Below are 19,039 nucleotides of genomic sequence, written 5' to 3'. Positions count from 1 at the left end.
CACACACCCTTAAAATTATTTATTAAATGAAGAAGGCGTCTCATTGTGAGTGCGCCGCAGGAGGCCTGCCTCCTGAAGAAGACGAAGAAAGAATTATGACAAAGCTTAGAAAGACAAGCAAAACGAAACTCAACGACGAGTCACACAACAGCGGAAGCGGACAGACGATCCTGAACCCGGATGTAAACGAAAATAAAGCAAAATCCATCACAGACCTGCGCGAGAACGGACAAGTACAGGCCCCGCCAGCATCTGAGGAGGATATAAAAATCAGACAGGCCTTTGTAGACAAGGACTGGAACGAGATCAAAATCGCTGACTCTTGGCAGATCTTTAAGGTAATGTCGGAGTTTGTGGAAGGCTTCGAGAAGCTGTCTAAAATTGGCCCTTGCGTTTCAATTTTTGGCTCAGCCCGAACCAAAAACACGCACAAGTACTACATCATGGCTGAGGAAATCGCCGCCAAACTGGTACGCCATGGTTACGGCGTGATCACAGGCGGTGGACCGGGCATCATGGAAGCAGGTAACAAAGGGGCTCACTCAGAAGGTGGCAAGTCTGTAGGCTTGAACATCCAGCTGCCGTTCGAGCAATTCAACAACATCTACATCGACTCCGATAAGCTCATCAACTTCGACTATTTCTTTGTGCGCAAAGTAATGTTTGTGAAGTATGCGCAGGGCTTTATCGTGATGCCAGGTGGCTTCGGAACGCTGGATGAGCTGTTTGAGGCGATCACTTTGATTCAAACCAAGAAAATCGGTGCCTTCCCGATCGTGCTGGTAGGCCGTGAGTACTGGGAAGGACTTTTCAAGTGGGTAGAGGACGTGATGCTGAAAATGGAAAGCAACATCAGCCCGGAAGACATGGACCTGATCCATATCGTGGACGATGCAACTGAAGCAGTAAGAGTAATCGACGAGTTCTACAGCAAATACCTGCTGTCTCCGAACTTCTAAGAGAAAAGCAATTCAAAAAAAACGCCCCGTTGTTCTCCAACGGGGCGTTTTTTTTGTAAAACACAGTCTGCCATAGAGCGTAGTACGGCTCATTAGTTTAGCGGCTTTACTTCAATAGAGGTGCTACCATGTACAGGTATACCCGCTGCTGTTTGCCCCTGCACTTTTATCTCAAACATTCCTGTTTCGTCGGAGGTATAGAACGTGATCGTGGCACTTCCGTCGGCTCCAGTCTGCAGAGATGGTTGCCAGTACAGCTGCTGCCGGAAGTCAGGTAATTGGGCCTGCGCCACATCGTTAGTGGCTGGCACTACAAAGTTCCGGGGCAGGTTGTACTGCTCGTACAGCACAGGCAGCCCTTTTTCCTTGAGCCGCTCCCGGGCCTCACCGCTTTTGGTGTAAATAGCAAACATGCCATGATCAACCAAGCGACCCAGGTTGCCGGCATACAACTTCTCCTCTGACCAGGCGATCTCCATGGAGGCGATATCGTTCAGATCGAGCGCCATGATCTCGTCCATGTTCTCCAGTATGACGCCGTCCAGCAGGTATAGCGGCTCCTCTTTCATCATGCGCTTGGTTCCGGGCGCAACATAGAGCAATCGTACTGTCTGCCTGCCTTTCTTTTTGCGCATGCGCAGGTTGGTAGTAGCCTCACGAATAGCTTCTTCTACATCCTGAAAAGCGACATACTCATCCAGCTTGAACACCCGATCGGCTGGCAGGCGCGGAAGCGGAGCTGTAGCATGAGGCTCGGTCAGGCCATAGATTTCGTTGATGTTGGTGCGGGTATAGTGTTTCATCGCTATATTCTTTACCTGCAGTGGCAGCGCCTGGACGAAAGCTGTGTCCAGCTGCTTTGTGAAGGCTTCCTGCTGAAAAGGTGACTTTATACCTTCTTGCCGCACAGGTTCTACCAAGGGCTCTCTACTAAAGCGTGCTTCTGTTTCGCTTTTTGCGATAGCATCCCAGAGTTCACGGTCTGCCACGTAGTTCTGCCGTATCTCGTTTCCGGAAACAAAGCTGCCTGGTTGCTGAAGTGCAGCCCTGCGTTCTGCCACAGAGGCAGTGAGCCAGGTGGAGGCTGGCAATCCTTTCACGGAGACAGTTACCTGCTGATGGGTACCGTATTGCTTCTGATCAGTTTGCACTTCTATACCTGCTGCACGAGGCAATGCGATCCGCTGTTCTGCTTCTACCAGACCTCCTGTGTTAAGTAGCAGCAAGCGGCATTCGGGCTGCTCGGCACTTAACCAGGGTACGGTAATCTGCTCTGTTCCCGAAAGGTATTGCGCAAAGTATACGGTTCCGCCCGAAGCTGCCACCAGCACATGGCCTATTGCCGATTTGCCTTGCACGCTGACCTGTATACCCGCATTGTTTACGTTCCCAACTGCCAGGGCTATACCTTGCTGCCTTGGTTTTGGGAGCGGCACCTGCTGCGGCATATAGTTTTCCGCCTGCAGCTGCGCCACCAGTTCCTGCTGCTCTGTAGCCGACAGAGTGAAAACAGCTATACCTGCCTCATTGCTTTTGAATGTGGTGATGACCTGCCCGGCTGTATCAGCCACAGTCCCTTGAGCGGCTATACCTATACCTGCAGCGTTGGTCACAGCCGCTACCATTTTAGTGGGCACTCCAGCCGGCCAGACACCTGACTCAGGAAAGAATCGTACTTGTAGTGGCCTGGCCTTTACGGGATGCGTTTGCAGTGCCCGCACTTCATCCGGGTTGACAATGGTAAGTTGCTGCTGCCAATGCTGTTGTGTGCTGAAGTTTCTCATCCAATTGGTGGCAGCTTGCAGTTTGTAGTTGCCAGAGGGCATATCCTTAGGAAGCAGGAAATCTCCTTGTGCTTTCCCATCCTCTATCACCAGTCGCTGGTTGATCAGGGTATTGCCTTTTGCATCCAGCAGTTCCACATAAAGCACCCGGCTCGCCGGAGCAGTTGAGCTCTTTTGCACGTTGGCACTGTACCAGAGCCGCTCCCCTGCCATGTACCAGGGCTGGCTGTGTACCAATTGCACCTGTTCATCAGAGAGCTGACGCTGTACCTGAGCAGCAGCGACTTTGGTAACCTGCTCTTGCTGGCCATAGGCTGGCAAACTAATGCAAGTCACTGCCCACAGCCAACAGGCTGCCCCCAATATCCTGTTACTCTTTTTGCAGGGTTTGATCATGATCAGGTAGTTTATCAAAAGCCAATTGGCCGCTGGTCAGTTACGTTTGGATATTGAAAAGTGTAGCGGCAGTCGCCCAAAGGCGGCTCGTAAGGCAGACCCGGGAACGGAGCGTAGAACTGTCGCTGAATCACGACAAAATCCTCCACCATGGCGGAAGCGGTGAAATAGCCTACTATCTGCTCTTCGGGGTTGGTGACGCTATACAGGTTGCCGTTGATGCGGGCCGGCGGCGGATCGAAAATACTGCCCACACTCGACTGCTGCTCATTGAACAATCGCCAGAATTCATAGGCCTCGCCGGTCAGGGAAAACTGCCTGATTTTGATGCGGTATTTGGTTGGGATGTCGGCTGGCACTACCACGACAGGTTGCTCAAAATAGCGTCCGTTCACCAGCCTGTCATCATTTGACACCACTTTTGTGTTGATGCTGCCCCTATTGGACCAACAAACAGAAGGTACCGGCACATCGCCCGTATTGGTATAAAACTCAAACACGCCTTCTGTATCCCAGCGGTAGTAGTTGCCTCGCTCAGGCGGATCCTGTACCTGCGCCTTTACCTCAAAGCCCACTGACCTGCGCTCTATCAAAAGACCCGCTGAGTTGCGCACCACGTCTGTAAATTCTTTGAACTCATAGCTTATACCTTGTATGGCTGGGACCGGGCGCAGTAATTCTGGACGCGATGCATACTCCCGACCGTCAGGCAAGGTAATGTGCAAGGTATAGCTCCTTCCCTGCTCTACCTGGTAGTCGCTTTCTAGTAATCTGTACACGCCGCTTCTGGGTTCTTCATCCAAAGGCATACTGTTGCCGAGGTTGTCCTGTATCGTAACGGTGGCATTTAGCACCCGCTCGACAATCACCTGCTGATTCTTGCTATCGAAAGGGGCGGTCCAGGTGAGAGTTACTTTGTTCAGCTCCGGGTTATTCTGGTCTGTGATCATGCCGCTTACCACCAGCGACTTCTGCTCTGTGCCGGTCTGGATCTCAAAAGGATCTATACAAGCCTGGAAACATACCGTGGCAAGAAGAATGGCTCGCCACAGGAAGAACCACGCACAGCTCTGTCGTTCATTATGCTTTCTCATTTGGTGATCTTGAAATTGTAAGTGATGGCCGGAACTGCCGAGCCGATGACTGATAGCCGGTAAGCCTGCGGAATAGTGCCACCGTAAGATGGTTTAAAGAACACAGAATATGGGTTTTTGCGCCCATAGACGTTATACACCGAGAAGGCCCAGCTGCTCACCCAGTTTGCGTTCCGTTTGTTGGTGCCGTCTATCACGAAGGCCAGGTCCAGGCGGTGATAGTCTGGTATGCGGTGCTGGTTGCGGTCGCTGTAGTTTACCATCAGCAGTCCATCAATATAACCCACTGATTCCGGATAAGTGATTGGTCTGCCCGTGCTGTAAGTAAAGTTGGCTGACAGACTGATCAGGCGGGTCAGCTGCTGGTTCATGACCAAGGTAAGGTCATGCGGCTTGTCGAAGTTGGCCGGGAAGAAGTTGCCGTTGTTGATGCGCTCTTCTGGGGTAGGACCGTTCACGCGACGCAGTGACCTGGAATAGGTATAGCTAGCCCAGCCGGTCAGCTTTTTGCCTTTGCGGCGCATCATCAGCTCCAGTCCGTAAGCTTTGCCTTCGCCTGGCAGCAGGTCCGCATCCAGTGTGCTGTTGAGCAGGAGCCGGGCTCCGTCTTTATACTCCACCAGGTCGTGCAGTTTTTTGTAATAGGCCTCCGCCGAGAGCTCGATGGTATTGTCCTGCAGATTTTTGAAAAAGCCGAGTGCCACCTGATCGCCGATCTGTGGGCGCAGGTTCGGGTTGCTCGTTTTCCAGGTATCCACTGGAGAGGCGGCCGCTGTATTGGAGATCAAGTGAATGTATTGTGCCATGCGGTTATAACCCAGTTTTACAGAACTGTTTTCGCCCAGGCTTACCTTAAGTGAGGCACGCGGCTCAAAATTACTATACTGCTGTATCACGCCGCCACTGTTGTAGCGCACGGTGTCAACGATCGTTGACTCCCGTCGGGGTGACTCCGGATCGTAGACGTACACATCACCCGGCCCCAGGTTATAATATGAGGAGTAGCGTAGCCCATAGCTAACCGATATTCTCGGGCTAAGAGCATATTCGTGGTCCAGGTATAGCGCAGCTTCAACAGAGCGTTCCCGTGGCATGTTGACAGGCAGCAGACTCGATTGCTCTGAACCGGGCGTCAAGACACCGGGGCTAAACTGATACCAGGAGGACGAAGCCCCCAAACCCAACTTGTGCTGCACAGAAGGTTCGTAGTTCAGGTCTGCCCTGATCTGCTTGTATTTTATCTCTGAGTCAAGGGTATAGCTGTAAGGCTCTGTTTCGGCTTCTACGCCATAGTCATAATCACCTACCACACCCGTTACGCTCGACAGGAGTTTGTCGCTAAAGGTATGGTTCCAGCGGGCAGTAGCAGTGGCGGTGCCCCAGGTATAAGTGGTATCAGCTCCAAAACGGAAACCGTCGCGACTTAGATAGCCTGACAGCATCAGCTGGTTTTTGGCGCTGATCGTGTAGTCAACCTTGGCGTTGAAGTCGTAAAAGTAGCCATCGCTGTCGCGCACAGCTTTGTCAGGCACGTAGCGCAGCGCAAGCCCGGGATAGGCCCCACGAGCTCCGAGCACAAATGATGCTTTGTCTTTCAGTAGTGGCGCTTCCACCATCAGGCGGCTTGCCAGCAGGCCGATGCCACCGCTCAGGATAGGCGCTTTCTTGTTACCCTCTTTCAGCTCCACATCCAGCACTGACGAGATGCGTCCTCCGTAACGGGCAGGTATACCGCCGCGATACAAAGTCACATCCTGTACCATATCCGGGTTGAAAACTGAGAAGAAACCAAACAGGTGCGAGGCACTGAAAAGCGGCGCCTGGTCTTGCAGGATTAGGTTCTGGTCGATGCTGCCTCCGCGCACATTGAAGCCGCTGGCCCCTTCCCCGACGGTGGTCACACCCGGCAACGAAATGATGCTGCGCAATACGTCCACTTCCCCCAGGAAATTGGGCATCTTTCGCACCTCCTGTATTGATAGGCGCGCCACACCCATTTCCAAACTTTCTACATTATGGTCAGGTGCTTTGGCCGATATCTCTACCTCACGCAGCTGGTTACTTACTTCAAATAGCTCAACGTTCATGGTGCGGCTCTGCTGCAGGCTGACCCGTCGCTGGTCCTCTACCATGCCGATGGCTCGCACCCGCAAGGTGTACCTGCCTGCTGGCACCGACAAGGTATACCTGCCGTGCTCGTCGGCAACGGTGCCTTTTCCAATCTCCACAAGTAGCACAGTGGCGCCAATGAACGGCTCCCCTGTCTTGGCATTGCGCACCTGTCCGCTTAGGGTCACAATGCGATCAGTGGCTTGCCCTCCTGTCTGCACGCCGGAAGGCACCGTGTCAGAGCGAAATATAGAAGCCGCGGACTGAGGCACCAGCACTACCGTGCGGTCATCGTACAGCACAAATGAGAGACGGGCTTTCTCCAGGAGCTTTTGCAAGGCACTGGAGAGTAGCTCCTGCTCAAAGGTCTGTGAAACCTGCACCCCTTCTACCCATTCCGGTTGGTAAAACACGCGCAGCTTATACCTCTGCTGTAAGTCTTGCAACACTGCTGCCAAGGGCTGCTCCTGGTAGCTGGCTGTAATGCGTGGCTGACTACTTTCCTGTGCCCGGGCATGGCCTGTCAGTAGCATCAGTACAGCAAGTAAAAAATAGTGGTAGCGTCTTTTCATAAAACGGAGGTGCGGTTGGCATATGTGCGCAGCAGGCATTAAATAAGACCACTTTACACCTTAGCAATATATAGTTTTAACATTGAAATTGAAAATTTAGGATGTTCCTGAATTTAAAAGCTTTGGCGGAATCCTTATTACCTAAGTCCAAGAGAATCGTACATAATAACAAGAGAGCCCAAGCCTATGTCAGATGCGGACAAAGAGTTGATCAAGAAGCTCAAGAAGAAGCTTAAAGTACAGGAGCAGAAAAACGCTGAGATACGTGACCACATGGCAGCGGAACGCACGATCTTCGCCAATGAACGCACCCTGATGGCCTACCTGCGCACAGCCATGACAATTTCGGTAGGTGGGTTTGTGGCCATCAAGCTTTCCGATGATCTGTACCTGGAGGTCATTGGTGTCATTTTAATTCCCATCGGCATCATACTGGGCGTTTACAGCTTTGTCAGGTATAGGCACAAGCAGCGCATTATCGAAGATCATCACCAGGGCTACTGCCCAACAAGCCACGAACACGAGCGGGCACACAGCGAAATGCCCCAGCCTGGTGGCAATGGCAAACAAACCTCTGCCTAACGGGCATTTGCTTATGCTGGCCGTTATAAAAACGTGGCTTGCGTCTGTTATCCCTTTCCTTCCCTTTGTTTCGTATATTTCTCAAAAAATAGAATAGATGCCTGTGCAGGAGCAAGACGAAATCAAGAAGCTGCGTAAGAAGATCAAAAAGCTGGAAAAGAAGAACAATGAGATCCGCGACGAGATGGCTATTCAGCGCACCATCTTTGCGAATGAGCGTACTTTGATGGCTTACTTCCGGACGGCAATTGCGCTTATCGCCGGTGGCTTTGCTGCTATTAAGTTCTCCCAGCATGTTTACATGGAGCTGATCGGCTTTACGCTGATGCCTATTGGTGTACTGCTGGCCGTGTATAGCTTTGTGCGCTATCTTACTAAGCAGAAGCTAATCGAACGTCATCGGCAAGACTACCAACCCACAAGCCAGCACCACGAAGAACTTCACGAAAAACAGGCATCACGCCATGGAAACGCAGATTGAGGCGTTAACTAAGGATAATTGCTAAAAGCTAAACCATTTAGCGCTGATATCTGTTAAGAAGGGTTAGCATCTTCGAGTCCGGAGGAGCTGATATTTTTGTACCTTTGCTATTTAAAATCAAGCATTCCTGAATGGCTTTTAATCAAGCGCAAGACACAGCAAGCAGCACAGATACTGCCTTCTCCGAGAATGGGGAAAACCAGCAGATTGAAGTATACGGTGCCCGCGAACATAACCTCAAAAACATTTCCATCAAGCTGCCCCGCTACAAGCTGGTCGTTTTTACTGGCATTAGTGGTTCGGGTAAGTCCTCGCTGGCTTTCGATACGATCTACGCCGAAGGGCAGCGCCGCTACATGGAAACGTTTTCGGCCTACGCCCGCTCGTTCATGGGCGGACTAGAGCGACCTGATGTGGACAAGATCGAAGGCCTTTCGCCGGTGATTTCCATCGAGCAGAAGACGACGAGCCGCAACCCCCGCTCCACGGTAGGCACCATCACCGAAATTTACGACTTTATGCGTCTGCTTTGGGCGCGCACGGCTGAGGCATTTAGCTATGTCACCGGCGACAAAATGGTGCGCCAAAGCGATGACCAGATCGTGAGCCATATTCTTGAGCACTTTGAGGGAAAGCGTATTATCGTACTTGCCCCAGTGGTAAAAGGCCGTAAGGGCCACTACCGTGAATTGTTCCAGCAGATCCGAAAAATGGGCTTTATCCGTGCCCGTGTGGATGGTGAGTTAGTGGAGATCGCTCCGAAAATGCAGGTGGATCGCTACAAGATTCACGACATCGAGATCGTGATCGATAAGATCGTGGTGAAGGAGGAAGACCGCTTCCGTTTGTCAGGTTCTATCCAGAACGCACTCACGCATGGCAAGGGCACTGTCCTGATACTGGACGTGGACGCCGACAAGACCCACTTCTTCTCACGCCACCTCATGGACCCGGCCACAGGTATAGCCTATGACGATCCGGCTCCGAACTCCTTCTCATTTAACTCCCCTTATGGTGCCTGCCCGGTGTGCAATGGCTTGGGTGAAATACAGGAAATCACAGAAGAGTCGGTTATACCTGACAAGAGTCTGAGTATTCGTCGCGGCGGCATCGCCCCATTGGGTGAGTACCGCGATATCTGGATTTTCAAGCAGATCGAGGCCCTCTTCAAGCATTTCAAGGTATCGGTTTCGACGCCGATCAAAGACCTGCCCGAAGATGTGCTTCGGGTATTGCTCTATGGCCTGGACGAGGAACTGGAGGTGAATACCAAGAAAGGTAACTATGTAGTGGAGTTTGAAGGCATCGTGAACTTCCTGAAAGGGCAGATGGAGTCTGACTCCGACAACATCCGCTCCTGGGTAGAGGATTTTGCGCAGACCACGACCTGCCCGGAGTGTAACGGGTATAGACTCAAAAAAGAATCGCTGCACTTCAAAATCGCTGATACGAACATAGGTGAGCTCTCGGTATTAGACATCAACAAACTGGCTGCCTGGTTTGAGGGCGTGGAAGAACGCATGAACGAGCGTCAGAATGTGATCGCCCGTGAACTGCTGAAAGAGATCCGTAAGCGCATCGGCTTCCTGCTGGATGTTGGTCTGGATTATCTGAGCCTGCACCGCCCCGTAAAAACACTGTCTGGTGGCGAAAGCCAGCGCATACGACTGGCCACTCAGATCGGTACGCAGCTGGTGGGTGTGCTTTACATCATGGACGAACCGAGCATCGGTCTGCACCAGCGCGACAACGAGCGCCTGATCAAAGCATTGCAGGACCTCCGTGACCTGGGCAACTCCATCATTGTAGTGGAGCACGACAAGGACATGATTCTGCAAGCCGACTATGTGGTGGATATCGGTCCGGGCGCAGGTATACACGGTGGACAAGTGGTAACCGCCGGCACGCCGGAAGACATGATGAAAGCCGGCACCACCACAGCCGACTTCCTGAGTAACCGCCGGGGTATAGCCGTGCCGCGTGTGAAGCGTCCGGGAACAGGTGAAGTATTGAAACTGAAAGGCGCTACGGGCCACAACCTGAAAAACGTGACACTGGAGTTGCCGCTTGGCAAGATGGTGTGCGTAACCGGTGTATCGGGCAGTGGTAAGTCCTCGCTCATACACGATACGCTTTACCCGATCCTGAACACGCACTTCTTCAGGGCCAAACGCGATCCGCTTCCATACAAGAAAATTGAAGGACTGGAGCACATTGACAAGGTGATCGAAGTAGACCAGTCACCGATCGGCCGTACGCCGCGCTCTAACCCGGCTACCTATACCGGCGTGTTCACAGACATTCGTACGCTGTTTGCGCAGCTGCCAGAAGCAAAAATCAGAGGATATACTCCGGGTCGTTTCTCATTCAATGTGAAGGGTGGTCGCTGTGAGGCCTGCGAAGGTGCCGGAATGCGCACGATCGAAATGAACTTCTTGCCGGACGTATACGTGCCTTGCGAGGTGTGCAAAGGCAAACGCTACAACCGCGAAACCCTGGAAGTGCGCTTTAAAGGCAAGAGCATCACTGACGTGCTGGATATGACGGTGGAGCAAGCTGTGGATTTCTTTGAGAGTCAGCCACGTATCCTGCGCAAGATTCAGACGCTAAACGAGGTGGGCTTAGGTTACATCACCCTTGGTCAGCAGGCTACTACTCTATCAGGTGGTGAGGCGCAGCGTGTGAAACTGGCTACGGAGCTTTCCAAGAAAGACACAGGCAAGACGCTTTACATTCTGGACGAGCCTACAACCGGTCTGCATTTCCAGGACATCGAGCACCTGAGCGAAGTGCTGCACAAGCTGACGGACAAGGGCAACTCAGTGCTGATCATTGAGCATAACCTGGACCTGATCAAGATCGCTGACTGGATCATCGACATTGGACCGGAAGGTGGTGAGGGCGGTGGCACCATTGTAGCGGCAGGCACACCAGAAGATATTGTCAAGAAAGGCAAAGGCTATACTGCTCACTTCCTCAAAGAAGAACTTAAGATGAGCCATTACCGCGAAAACGGCCAGGCTTAACAGGTATAGCTATACCTAAAAATGCCGCTCTCATAGCTGAGAGCGGCATTTTTGTTTTAGATATTTCCGAGTCTGTCTTCTAACTCTTCGGCTTTCTGTAAGTGCTGTCGCAAGAGTGGGAGCTGCTTGGAGGCGAACTGCTTTACTTCCATCACCTGAGCATTCTCCGCTATATCCTCGTAGCGCTTCAATAGGCTACGGTGCTCTTCACGTATACGCTTGATGTAAGCCAGGTCAAAGCCTATACCTGTTTCTCCGCTCACCTCGTCGTATACCTTCTGATGCGCTCTGCCCAGTTCATTGGGAATAACAAACTCGCCTTGCACGGCTATGTTCTGCAGGTCTTCCATCACACGACGGTGACCGGTGCTCATGTCCTGCGCCATTTCTTTTACTTCCGGGCTCACGGCTCTTTCCAAAGCCAGGTCACCAAGTCGTACCTGTAGCATGTTGGCACTGGTGGCTTCGGCTACAAACAGAGCATCGTTTTTCATCCCCTGCATGCCGGCAGCCTCAAACTGCTCCACACTCTGGGAGGCAGCTCGTTCTATGCTATCGTCGGCGCCACAGCTGGCAGTGCCCAAAAGAAGCACGGCGCTGGCAAGGTATAGGGTAAGTTTTCGGATCATACGCATGGGTTTAAAATAGGAGCATCTGCAGCCAATAATAGCTGCAGATGCTTAAGATAATTAGTTATTAGGAAATACCCAGTGTTTCGGGTAATCGCTTATTGCTGCAGGCCGTCTTTGATCTGCTGTGCACGCTGGTGGTGCTGGCGCAGCTTAGGAAGGGTCTTGCTAGCAAATGCTTTCACATCAGCATCCGGATACTCCTGGTCTTCTGCCACGTCTTCGAACATGCTAATGTCAGAGTCGTGTGCGCTTACCATTTTGTCCATGTACATTCTGTCAAACTCAGCACCCTGCTTGTCACGCAAGTCACGCATATGGCCCATGTGGTCGTTGCTCATGCTGTCAGGCAGTGTGATGTTTTTGCTGGTAGCCAGTTTGCGCAGCTCCTCGTTAGCAGCTGTGTGATCCTTTACCATCATGCTGGCAAACTCCTTTACCTGCGGATTAGTAGCACGCTCCTGAGCAAGTTTGCCTGCCTCTACTTCCATCATGCTGCTGCTGGCTGCAGTGGTCATAAAATCAGCGGCCTCTACTCTGCGGTCTTCCATGGCAGTGTCTTCAAAACGCTGCTCCGTAGCTTCCTGTGCCTCGTCTACGCTGTCGTTGCCAGACCCGCCACAGGCCATTGTGCCAAACATAAAGGCACATGCCATTAATCCTGTTGTTGCAATTCTTTTCATAGTGTTATTTCTTGTTAATAGTAAAATAGTTTGAACAAATTGGTATACGCCCTTAGAGCAATGGAGTTATATTATGTGCTTTTAATATAATGCAAGAGAACGAATAAAGCCGTATTCTGGCTATTTTGAAGCAAGACGCAGGTACTGACTACACTTACAAAAGAACAGGCACAACTATCTCAGGCATAAAACGATATATACCAGAAACCCTTCCTAAGCTATATCCTATGATGCAACGCCCTACTAAGCAAACCGCTGCGATCCTGACGTTCTTCTGCTGCTTTTTAGTCTGCTCTACGGCCCATGCCCAAGTACCAACACAGGATAGTGAAGACCGTCTTGAAATGATGCCCATTGACCGCGACCATGACAAGACGATCAAGATCCATCCGCTCCACTACGGTGAGGTGTTCGTGTCCTACGAAAAGGTGCGTGCGCCTGGCATCAGCAATGAGTTTGGCCTGAGTTACCTTTACAAGACGCACATGAAAGGCGATGGCTGGTCAACGAACGTGAAGGACGTAATGGGCATCGGCATCCGGATGAGTCAGCGCTACTATACCTCTAAAAAGAAGTCTGCCCCTTTTGGTTTCTTTCACGGCCCCATGTTCAGCTACCGCTTCATGGTGTTTGAGCGCAACGTGTTTGACCTCCCTAACCTACCGCCCAACGACCCAGACTTCAGGTATGTGGGCCGACTCTATCAGAACGCTTTGGACCTGAGCTATCACCTGGGCTATCAGTTTCAGTTAGGGCGCCATTTTACAACGGAACTGTCAGGCGGGATTGGAGGACGTGTCAAAATCGCCAACGCGACCAACGGCGGGGATCTGATCAGGGAGAATATCATTGGGCATGTGGTGCATTCTGATGAAGGTGCTGTCATCACGGTAGGCCCATCTCCTCAGCTCAACTTCTCTATAGGTTATTCTTTCTAGTTACTTATTGATCTTATTGAGCACACTGTAAGCCATCAGTTTGCCGTTGCGGTAGGTTTCTGATTTGATCCAGCCGGTACCGGGCACAAACCACTCTACTGTTTGCATGCGGGTGCCGGGCATTTTCATCCCCATGGCGCGGGTCTGCACTTCCATATCCTGGTTTATCTTAAAGCCCTCGTACGAACCGGCCGGCACCTCCAGCCGCTCTTTGTTACCCACGGTTCGACCTGTCACCAGCATCGTGATGGTACTCATGTTCTGACCGCTGCCTTTGTCTATCACATTGATGGTGAAGCTCCCGTCTTTGAGCTGCTGCCCCGGACTAAGAGAGGCTGGGTAGTCCATGTGGTCTCCTTCCATTTTAACCTCCATGTTCTTGTAAGCTTCCATCATATCAGGGTTCATCAGGGAGCGCATGTCCACCCAAATGGATCCCTTTTCACAGCCTACCTGGTAGCTGCCTTCATTGGCCATTTTTCCCTTCTCGTCATACATCTGGGTATGAACCGTCGCCTCTGACTTGTCTCCATTGCGACGCACATCCGTCACTTTGTAAAGCACTCGCCCTGTGAGCTTGTTACGCTGGTTGTAGTTGAGTATCTCGTATTCGGCATCTTCAGTCAATAACATGTAATTGTTACAGTCTTGTGCCTGACCGCCGACAGGTATGGACAGCATTGCCCATAACAATCCGAAAGAGAGCAAGAGGAGATGATTTTTCATAATTTTAAGCCATTTAATTCACCAAATACTACTATAAATATACTTAATAAGGCTACCATTTGCTGGTGTTGGCTGTAGATAAGTGTAAAGTGGTCTCCAAGGTGGGTCAACAGCTCGAAAAACAGGGTATAAAAAAAGCCGGACACAGGGCCCGGCTTTTTTTATATATCGTCAGGTATAGCGCATTAGGCGCCTGTGAAATTCGGCTTGCGCTTTTCGTTGAAGGCTGTCACGCCTTCTTTGTAATCAGCGGAGTTGCCTGCTATTTTCTGGCAGTGCGCCTCGTAATCCAGCATTTCGTCCAGAGTGGAGTTGAATGACTTGTTGAGCATTTTTTTCATCAGGCCAATGGCTTTGGTCGGGGCCACGGCATAGCGGGCCGCCAGTTCAGCTACGACCGCATCGAGTTCTTCCGGTGCTACCACTTTGTTGACCATCCCTAGCTGCAGGGCCTCCTCAGCGCTTACTTTAGAACCCAGCGTGCTTAACTCAAATGCCTTGAGCGAACCCACGACACGTGGCAAAAAGAAAGAGGAGCCCGAGTCAAGCACCAGGCCTACGTTTACAAATACTTCGATCATACTGGCGGCAGTGGAGGCCACGACCAGGTCACAGGCCAATGCCAGCGAGCAACCGGCACCGGCAGCCACACCGTTGAGCTTGCAGATGATGGGTTTCGGGAGGCTGCGCATCGCCCGGATGATCGGGTTATACCTTTTCTCCAGCGACTCAGACAAATCACGCTTATCAGCACTGGCAATGGCTTTGAGGTCCTGCCCGGAGCAGAAGGCTCTGCCGGCACCTGTCAGTATCACCACACGCACACTGTCGTCGCGGGTCACCTGTTTGAGGGCGTCCTGCAGCTCGTAGCTTTGCTTATCGTTAAAGGCGTTGAAAACATCTGGTCTGTTCAGCGTGATGGTCGCAATGCCATCCTGCACATCATATAGCAAGCACTCGTAGTTCATGTTGTCGTTTGTTTAGTGGTAGAGATAACCAAAGGTATAGATAATCACCCTGAAGAGCAAAAACGGCTACAGGGCCACAAAACCAGCTATGAGCACCAGCATAAGTCCCGTCAAAAATCCGGTATAAGCCTGCGCCGGGGTATGGGCATGCAGCGCCAGTCTGGCCGAGAGCACCGCACCAGATACCAGGATCAGCAAAATAATCGGGGTAATCAAACCTGCTTCGGGCGTCAGCTTATTTACCAGCAAAAGCACTCCCAGTGCTCCTCCCAGTCCAATGCCGTGCGCACTGATTTTCCAGAAAAATGAAACGAACCAGGCCACAAAAACAGAAGCTGTGATCACTCCCATCACAAAAAAGAAAAGATGGTCGAACACAGGCTCTGTATAAAACAGGTAGGTCGTGACTCCATAACAAAGAGCGGTAAACAAAAGCGGCTTGCTGCGCTGCTCCCGCCGGTCAATCTCATACGAGTCGATGAAACCGGTACGAAACAAGGCATAGGCCCCTAGCCCTGGCACCATAAAGGTGGTAAAAAAGATCATGCCGAGCACGATCCAGCGGCTCTGCAACGGAAGCGCAATAGAGGAAATTGGCAGAAAGTAAAGGATGATAACGAACAGATACGTCGGCATCAGCAGTGGATGAAACGCAACAGATAAAAAGCGGGCAAGGGAGCGGTTCAAGGGTGACGTATTGAGTGATTTGGTGAGTTAGTGTTTGAGTGAGTTAATGCTGGAGTGACTGTTTAATCAATTAGTCTTAATCAGAACTTTGAAGTTCTCAGAGTTGATTTTAGCAGTAAACGATTTCTGTAAATCCTTTAATCCTGAGACTCCTGATTCAAACAATTTAACAATTACAGCTCTTTCCGCAAACGGGCTACGGGTATGTTGAGTTGCTCGCGGTATTTGGCCACGGTGCGGCGGGCAATGTTGTAGCCCTTTTCGTTGAGGAGCTTCTCGATCTTTTCGTCAGAGAGTGGTTTGCGCTTGCTTTCTTTGTCGATGATCTCTTTGAGAATGTGCTTTACCTCGCGGCTACTGGCATCCTCGCCTGAGTCGGTCGCTATACCTTCGGAGAAAAAGTACTTGAGAGGGTAGATGCCAAACTCGGTCTGTACGGCTTTGCTATTGGCCACACGGCTCACGGTACTGATGTCCATCCCGATTTCCTCGGCAATGTCTTTCAGGATCATCGGGCGCAACTGACTTTCGTCACCTTCCAAAAAGAAGTCGTGCTGGTACTTAATGATCGCCTCCATGGTGCGCAGCAGCGTGTTCTGGCGCTGGCGTATGGCATCAATGAACCACTTGGCCGCATCGAGCTTCTGCTTCACAAAAGTCACGGTTTCCTTTAGCTTCTTGTCCTTTTTATCGGACTTGTCATACGCGTCGAACATGTCGGCGTAAGAGCGGCTGATGCGCAGGTCAGGAGCGTTGCGGGAGTTAAGTGAGAGCTGCAGCTGTCCGTTTTCGTTCACCAGCATGAAATCAGGTATAATGTACTGTACCCGTGCCATGCCAGCGCCACTTCCACCCGGTTTTGGGTTGAGCTTAATGATCACATCGATCGCTTTTTTCAGCTCTTCTTCCGACACGTTGAACTTGCTCTGTATCTTCTGGTAATGCTTTTTGGTGAACTCCTCGAACGAGTCCTTAATGATGCGCTCCGCCAGCAGCGTAGTTGCGTCCTGCTCGCGGCGCTCAAGCTGCAGCAGCAGGCACTCAGGCAAATCACGGGCCGCTATACCTGCCGGATCGAAAGTCTGAATCATGTGCAGTACCTGCTCGATCTCCTCCTCCGTGGTCATCACGTTCTGCGAAAAAGCCAGGTCGTTGGCGATGGAGCTCAGCTCACGTCGGATGTACCCATCGCTGTCGATGCTGCCGATGAGCTGCATCCCGATGGTATACTGCTTGTCGTCGAGTTCCAGGAAGCCGAGCTGGTCCATCAGATTGTCGGTGAGCGACGAGGCCATGGCAATCGGCATCTCACGGTCCTCTTCATCGCCTCCGCGGTCACCCTGCATTTTGTAGCCGCTTATCTCGTCGTCGTTCAGGTAGTCGTTGATGTCAACATCGTCCTTGCCGTAGTCGTCATCGCTGTCGTAATCATCTGATTCGGAGTCACTGTACTCATTCTCAGGCTCTTCACGGCCTTCTTCGAGGGCAGGATTGATTTCCATCTCCTCTTTTATGCGCGCCTCTAACTCAACAGTAGGAATCTGCAGCAGCTTGATAAATTGTATCTGCTGCGGCGATAACTTCTGGGATAAGAGTTGTCTTAAATCGAGTCGCTGCATAGTGGGTGAAAAATGTAATCTGGTGCCTGTTAGTACACCGTCAAATTTAGGATAATTTTACTCGCATTTACAAAAAAGGTTAAAATATCGTTACTTTGAGGGATTATTGGAAAACGGGGTACTATACCATGTCAAAGGTGGTCTGCATACCTGCTACAAGCCTTTGGCCGAACTGCTTAGCTCCGCATTCCCATTGAAACAGGTATAGGTCCAAGCCCTTGCGCAAAGGGTTGACTTTATACCTTAAGGCATCATTTTATTTAGATACAACACGCTACTAGAAATAACATGCAACGCACAAAAGTAAAAGAGCTACTGACGGGTGCCGGTGTAGGCAACGAGGTTTTATTGAAGGGCTGGGTACGCACCAAGCGCGGCAACAAGTTTGTGAATTTCATTGCCGTGAACGACGGCTCCACTATACAGAACCTGCAGGTAGTCGCCGATGCTGAGAAATTTGGCGAAGAGTCTCTGAAAGATGTGACTACGGGTGCTGCTGTAGCGATCACGGGTCAGCTAGTAGAGTCGCAGGGCAAGGGACAGGCTTTTGAGATAGTAGCCAACACCATAGAAGTGCTGGGCAAAGCCGACCCGGAAACCTATCCGCTGCAGAAAAAGGCGCACTCGCTGGAGTTTTTGCGTGAGATCGCTCACCTGCGTTTCCGCACAAACACCTTTGGCGCCGTGTTTCGTGTACGCAACACACTGGCTTTTGCGGTGCACAAGTTCTTTAATGAGAAGGGTTTTGTATATATGCACACACCTATCATCACGGCTTCTGACGCAGAAGGCGCCGGCGAGATGTTCCATGTAACGAACTTCGACCTCGACAACCTGCCGCGCACCGAAGACGGCAAGATCAACTACGAAGAGGACTTCTTTGGCAAAGCGACCAACCTGACAGTTTCAGGCCAGTTGGAAGGCGAGCTGGCAGCCATGGCGTTCAGCGATATCTATACCTTCGGCCCGACGTTCCGTGCCGAGAACTCCAACACGGCCCGTCACCTGGCTGAGTTCTGGATGATTGAGCCGGAGATGGCTTTCCATGACCTGAAGATGAACGCCGACCTGGCCGAAGAGTTTATCAAGTACATCATCCGCTACGCTCTCGAGCACAACCGTGAGGACATCGAGTTCCTGGGCCAGCGTTTGGTAGAAGAGGACAAAGCCAAGCCGCAGAACGAGCGACAGGAAATGACCCTGCTCGAAAAGCTGGAGTTTGTGGTGAACAACGACTTTGAGCGTGTAACCTATACTGAGGCGGTGGACATTCTGATGAACTCTCCTGCCTATAAAAAGAAGAAATTCCAGTACGAGGTATCCTGGGGCATCGACCTGCAAAGTGAGCACGAGCGCTACCTGGTAGAGAAGCACTTCAAAAAGCCTGTGATCGTGACGGATTATCCGAAAGACATCAAGGCGTTCTACATGCGCCTCAACGACGACGGCAAGACCGTAGCCGCCATGGATATCCTGGCACCAGGTATAGGTGAGATCGTGGGTGGTTCGCAGCGTGAAGAGCGTATGGAGATACTCGTAGAGCGCATGAAGGGCGTAGGCATTGAAGAGGAAGACCTGTGGTGGTACCTCGACACCCGCCGTTTCGGGGGCTGTCCGCATGCTGGTTTTGGCTTAGGCTTCGAGCGCATGGTGCAGTTCGTGACCGGCATGGGCAACATCCGTGACGTGATTCCTTTCCCAAGAACTCCGAAAAACGCAGAGTTTTAATCGACGCTATTCCCTACACCCTGAAAGCCCGGCTATACCTTAGTCGGGCTTTTTTTGG

The 19,039-nt window shown here is 51.4% G+C and carries 15 protein-coding genes; 6 read left to right on the top strand and 9 right to left on the bottom strand.

The features are described from left to right. The first annotated feature begins 95 nt into the window (after positions 1–95). On the top strand, positions 96–959 hold the full coding sequence (locus tag AC5FX6_RS20120) for an LOG family protein (protein WP_493598764.1): 864 nt from the start codon (positions 96–98) through the stop codon (positions 957–959). A 92-nt stretch (positions 960–1,051) separates the two neighbouring features. Here the strand turns inward: AC5FX6_RS20120 and AC5FX6_RS20115 are convergent, their stop codons facing one another. Genes AC5FX6_RS20115 through AC5FX6_RS20105 form a run of 3 tightly spaced genes read right to left on the bottom strand, consistent with a single transcriptional unit; the run spans position 1,052 to position 6,914 of the window. After that, positions 1,052–3,139, bottom strand: a complete 2,088-nt coding sequence (locus tag AC5FX6_RS20115) for a hypothetical protein (protein ID WP_493598750.1) — start codon at positions 3,137–3,139, stop codon at positions 1,052–1,054. A gap of 14 nt (positions 3,140–3,153) precedes the next feature. Next, complete coding sequence (locus AC5FX6_RS20110) at positions 3,154–4,233, bottom strand: DUF4249 domain-containing protein (RefSeq protein WP_493598749.1); 1,080 nt, start codon at positions 4,231–4,233, stop codon at positions 3,154–3,156. Next, entirely contained in the window at positions 4,230–6,914 is a 2,685-nt protein-coding gene (locus AC5FX6_RS20105; protein ID WP_493598748.1) for a TonB-dependent receptor, read from the bottom strand. The genes AC5FX6_RS20110 and AC5FX6_RS20105 overlap by 4 nt, the downstream gene beginning before the upstream one ends. A gap of 186 nt (positions 6,915–7,100) precedes the next feature. Here AC5FX6_RS20105 and AC5FX6_RS20100 point away from each other — a divergent pair, with 186 nt between their 5' ends. The 3 genes from AC5FX6_RS20100 (at position 7,101) to uvrA (ending at position 11,003) form a co-directional block, all read left to right on the top strand. Then, entirely contained in the window at positions 7,101–7,496 is a 396-nt protein-coding gene (locus AC5FX6_RS20100; protein WP_493598747.1) for a DUF202 domain-containing protein, read from the top strand. 97 nt (positions 7,497–7,593) lie between these two features. Continuing rightward, positions 7,594–7,977, top strand: a complete 384-nt coding sequence (locus tag AC5FX6_RS20095; RefSeq protein WP_493598746.1) for a YidH family protein — start codon at positions 7,594–7,596, stop codon at positions 7,975–7,977. A 131-nt stretch (positions 7,978–8,108) separates the two neighbouring features. Beyond that, complete coding sequence (gene uvrA, locus AC5FX6_RS20090; protein WP_493598745.1) at positions 8,109–11,003, top strand: excinuclease ABC subunit UvrA; 2,895 nt, start codon at positions 8,109–8,111, stop codon at positions 11,001–11,003. A 56-nt stretch (positions 11,004–11,059) separates the two neighbouring features. On the opposite strand, the gene AC5FX6_RS20085 is transcribed toward uvrA, so the two are convergent. Together AC5FX6_RS20085 and AC5FX6_RS20080 are read right to left on the bottom strand one after the other, a co-directional pair. Beyond that, the gene (locus AC5FX6_RS20085) at positions 11,060–11,632 is read right to left on the bottom strand and encodes a DUF4142 domain-containing protein (protein ID WP_493598744.1); all 573 of its coding nucleotides are present in this window, start codon (positions 11,630–11,632) and stop codon (positions 11,060–11,062) included. 98 nt (positions 11,633–11,730) lie between these two features. Beyond that, positions 11,731–12,315, bottom strand: coding sequence for a DUF4142 domain-containing protein (locus AC5FX6_RS20080; protein ID WP_493598743.1), 585 nt, complete (start codon positions 12,313–12,315; stop codon positions 11,731–11,733). A 227-nt stretch (positions 12,316–12,542) separates the two neighbouring features. Between AC5FX6_RS20080 and AC5FX6_RS20075 the strand changes: the two genes are divergently transcribed. Further along, positions 12,543–13,253: an ABC transporter ATP-binding protein gene (locus AC5FX6_RS20075; protein ID WP_493598742.1), complete on the top strand. Its 711-nt coding sequence runs from the start codon at positions 12,543–12,545 to the stop codon at positions 13,251–13,253. Here AC5FX6_RS20075 and AC5FX6_RS20070 read toward each other — a convergent pair whose 3' ends face one another. From AC5FX6_RS20070 to rpoN, 4 genes are all read right to left on the bottom strand, one after another. Beyond that, positions 13,254–13,979: a TapB family protein gene (locus AC5FX6_RS20070; protein WP_493598741.1), complete on the bottom strand. Its 726-nt coding sequence runs from the start codon at positions 13,977–13,979 to the stop codon at positions 13,254–13,256. It abuts the gene before it with no gap. Between the two features lie 185 nt (positions 13,980–14,164). Further along, positions 14,165–14,947 (bottom strand): enoyl-CoA hydratase-related protein, encoded by a 783-nt coding sequence (locus AC5FX6_RS20065; RefSeq protein ID WP_493598740.1) that lies wholly within the window; start codon positions 14,945–14,947, stop codon positions 14,165–14,167. Positions 14,948–15,013: 66 nt separating this feature from the next. Further along, positions 15,014–15,634 carry a hypothetical protein gene (locus AC5FX6_RS20060; protein ID WP_493598739.1) on the bottom strand — a complete coding sequence of 207 codons (621 nt, stop codon included), beginning with the start codon at positions 15,632–15,634 and terminating at the stop codon, positions 15,014–15,016. Positions 15,635–15,807: 173 nt separating this feature from the next. Next, positions 15,808–17,253 carry an RNA polymerase factor sigma-54 gene (gene rpoN / locus AC5FX6_RS20055; protein ID WP_493598738.1) on the bottom strand — a complete coding sequence of 482 codons (1,446 nt, stop codon included), beginning with the start codon at positions 17,251–17,253 and terminating at the stop codon, positions 15,808–15,810. A 288-nt stretch (positions 17,254–17,541) separates the two neighbouring features. Here rpoN and asnS point away from each other — a divergent pair, with 288 nt between their 5' ends. Further along, entirely contained in the window at positions 17,542–18,981 is a 1,440-nt protein-coding gene (gene asnS, locus AC5FX6_RS20050; RefSeq protein WP_493598737.1) for an asparagine--tRNA ligase, read from the top strand. Positions 18,982–19,039 lie beyond the last annotated feature (58 nt).

It is taken from the genome of Pontibacter sp. LHS2, assembly GCF_058932845.1.
The sequence above is the reverse complement of the archived record's forward strand: the minus strand, read 5'-3'. Positions and strand labels throughout refer to the sequence as shown.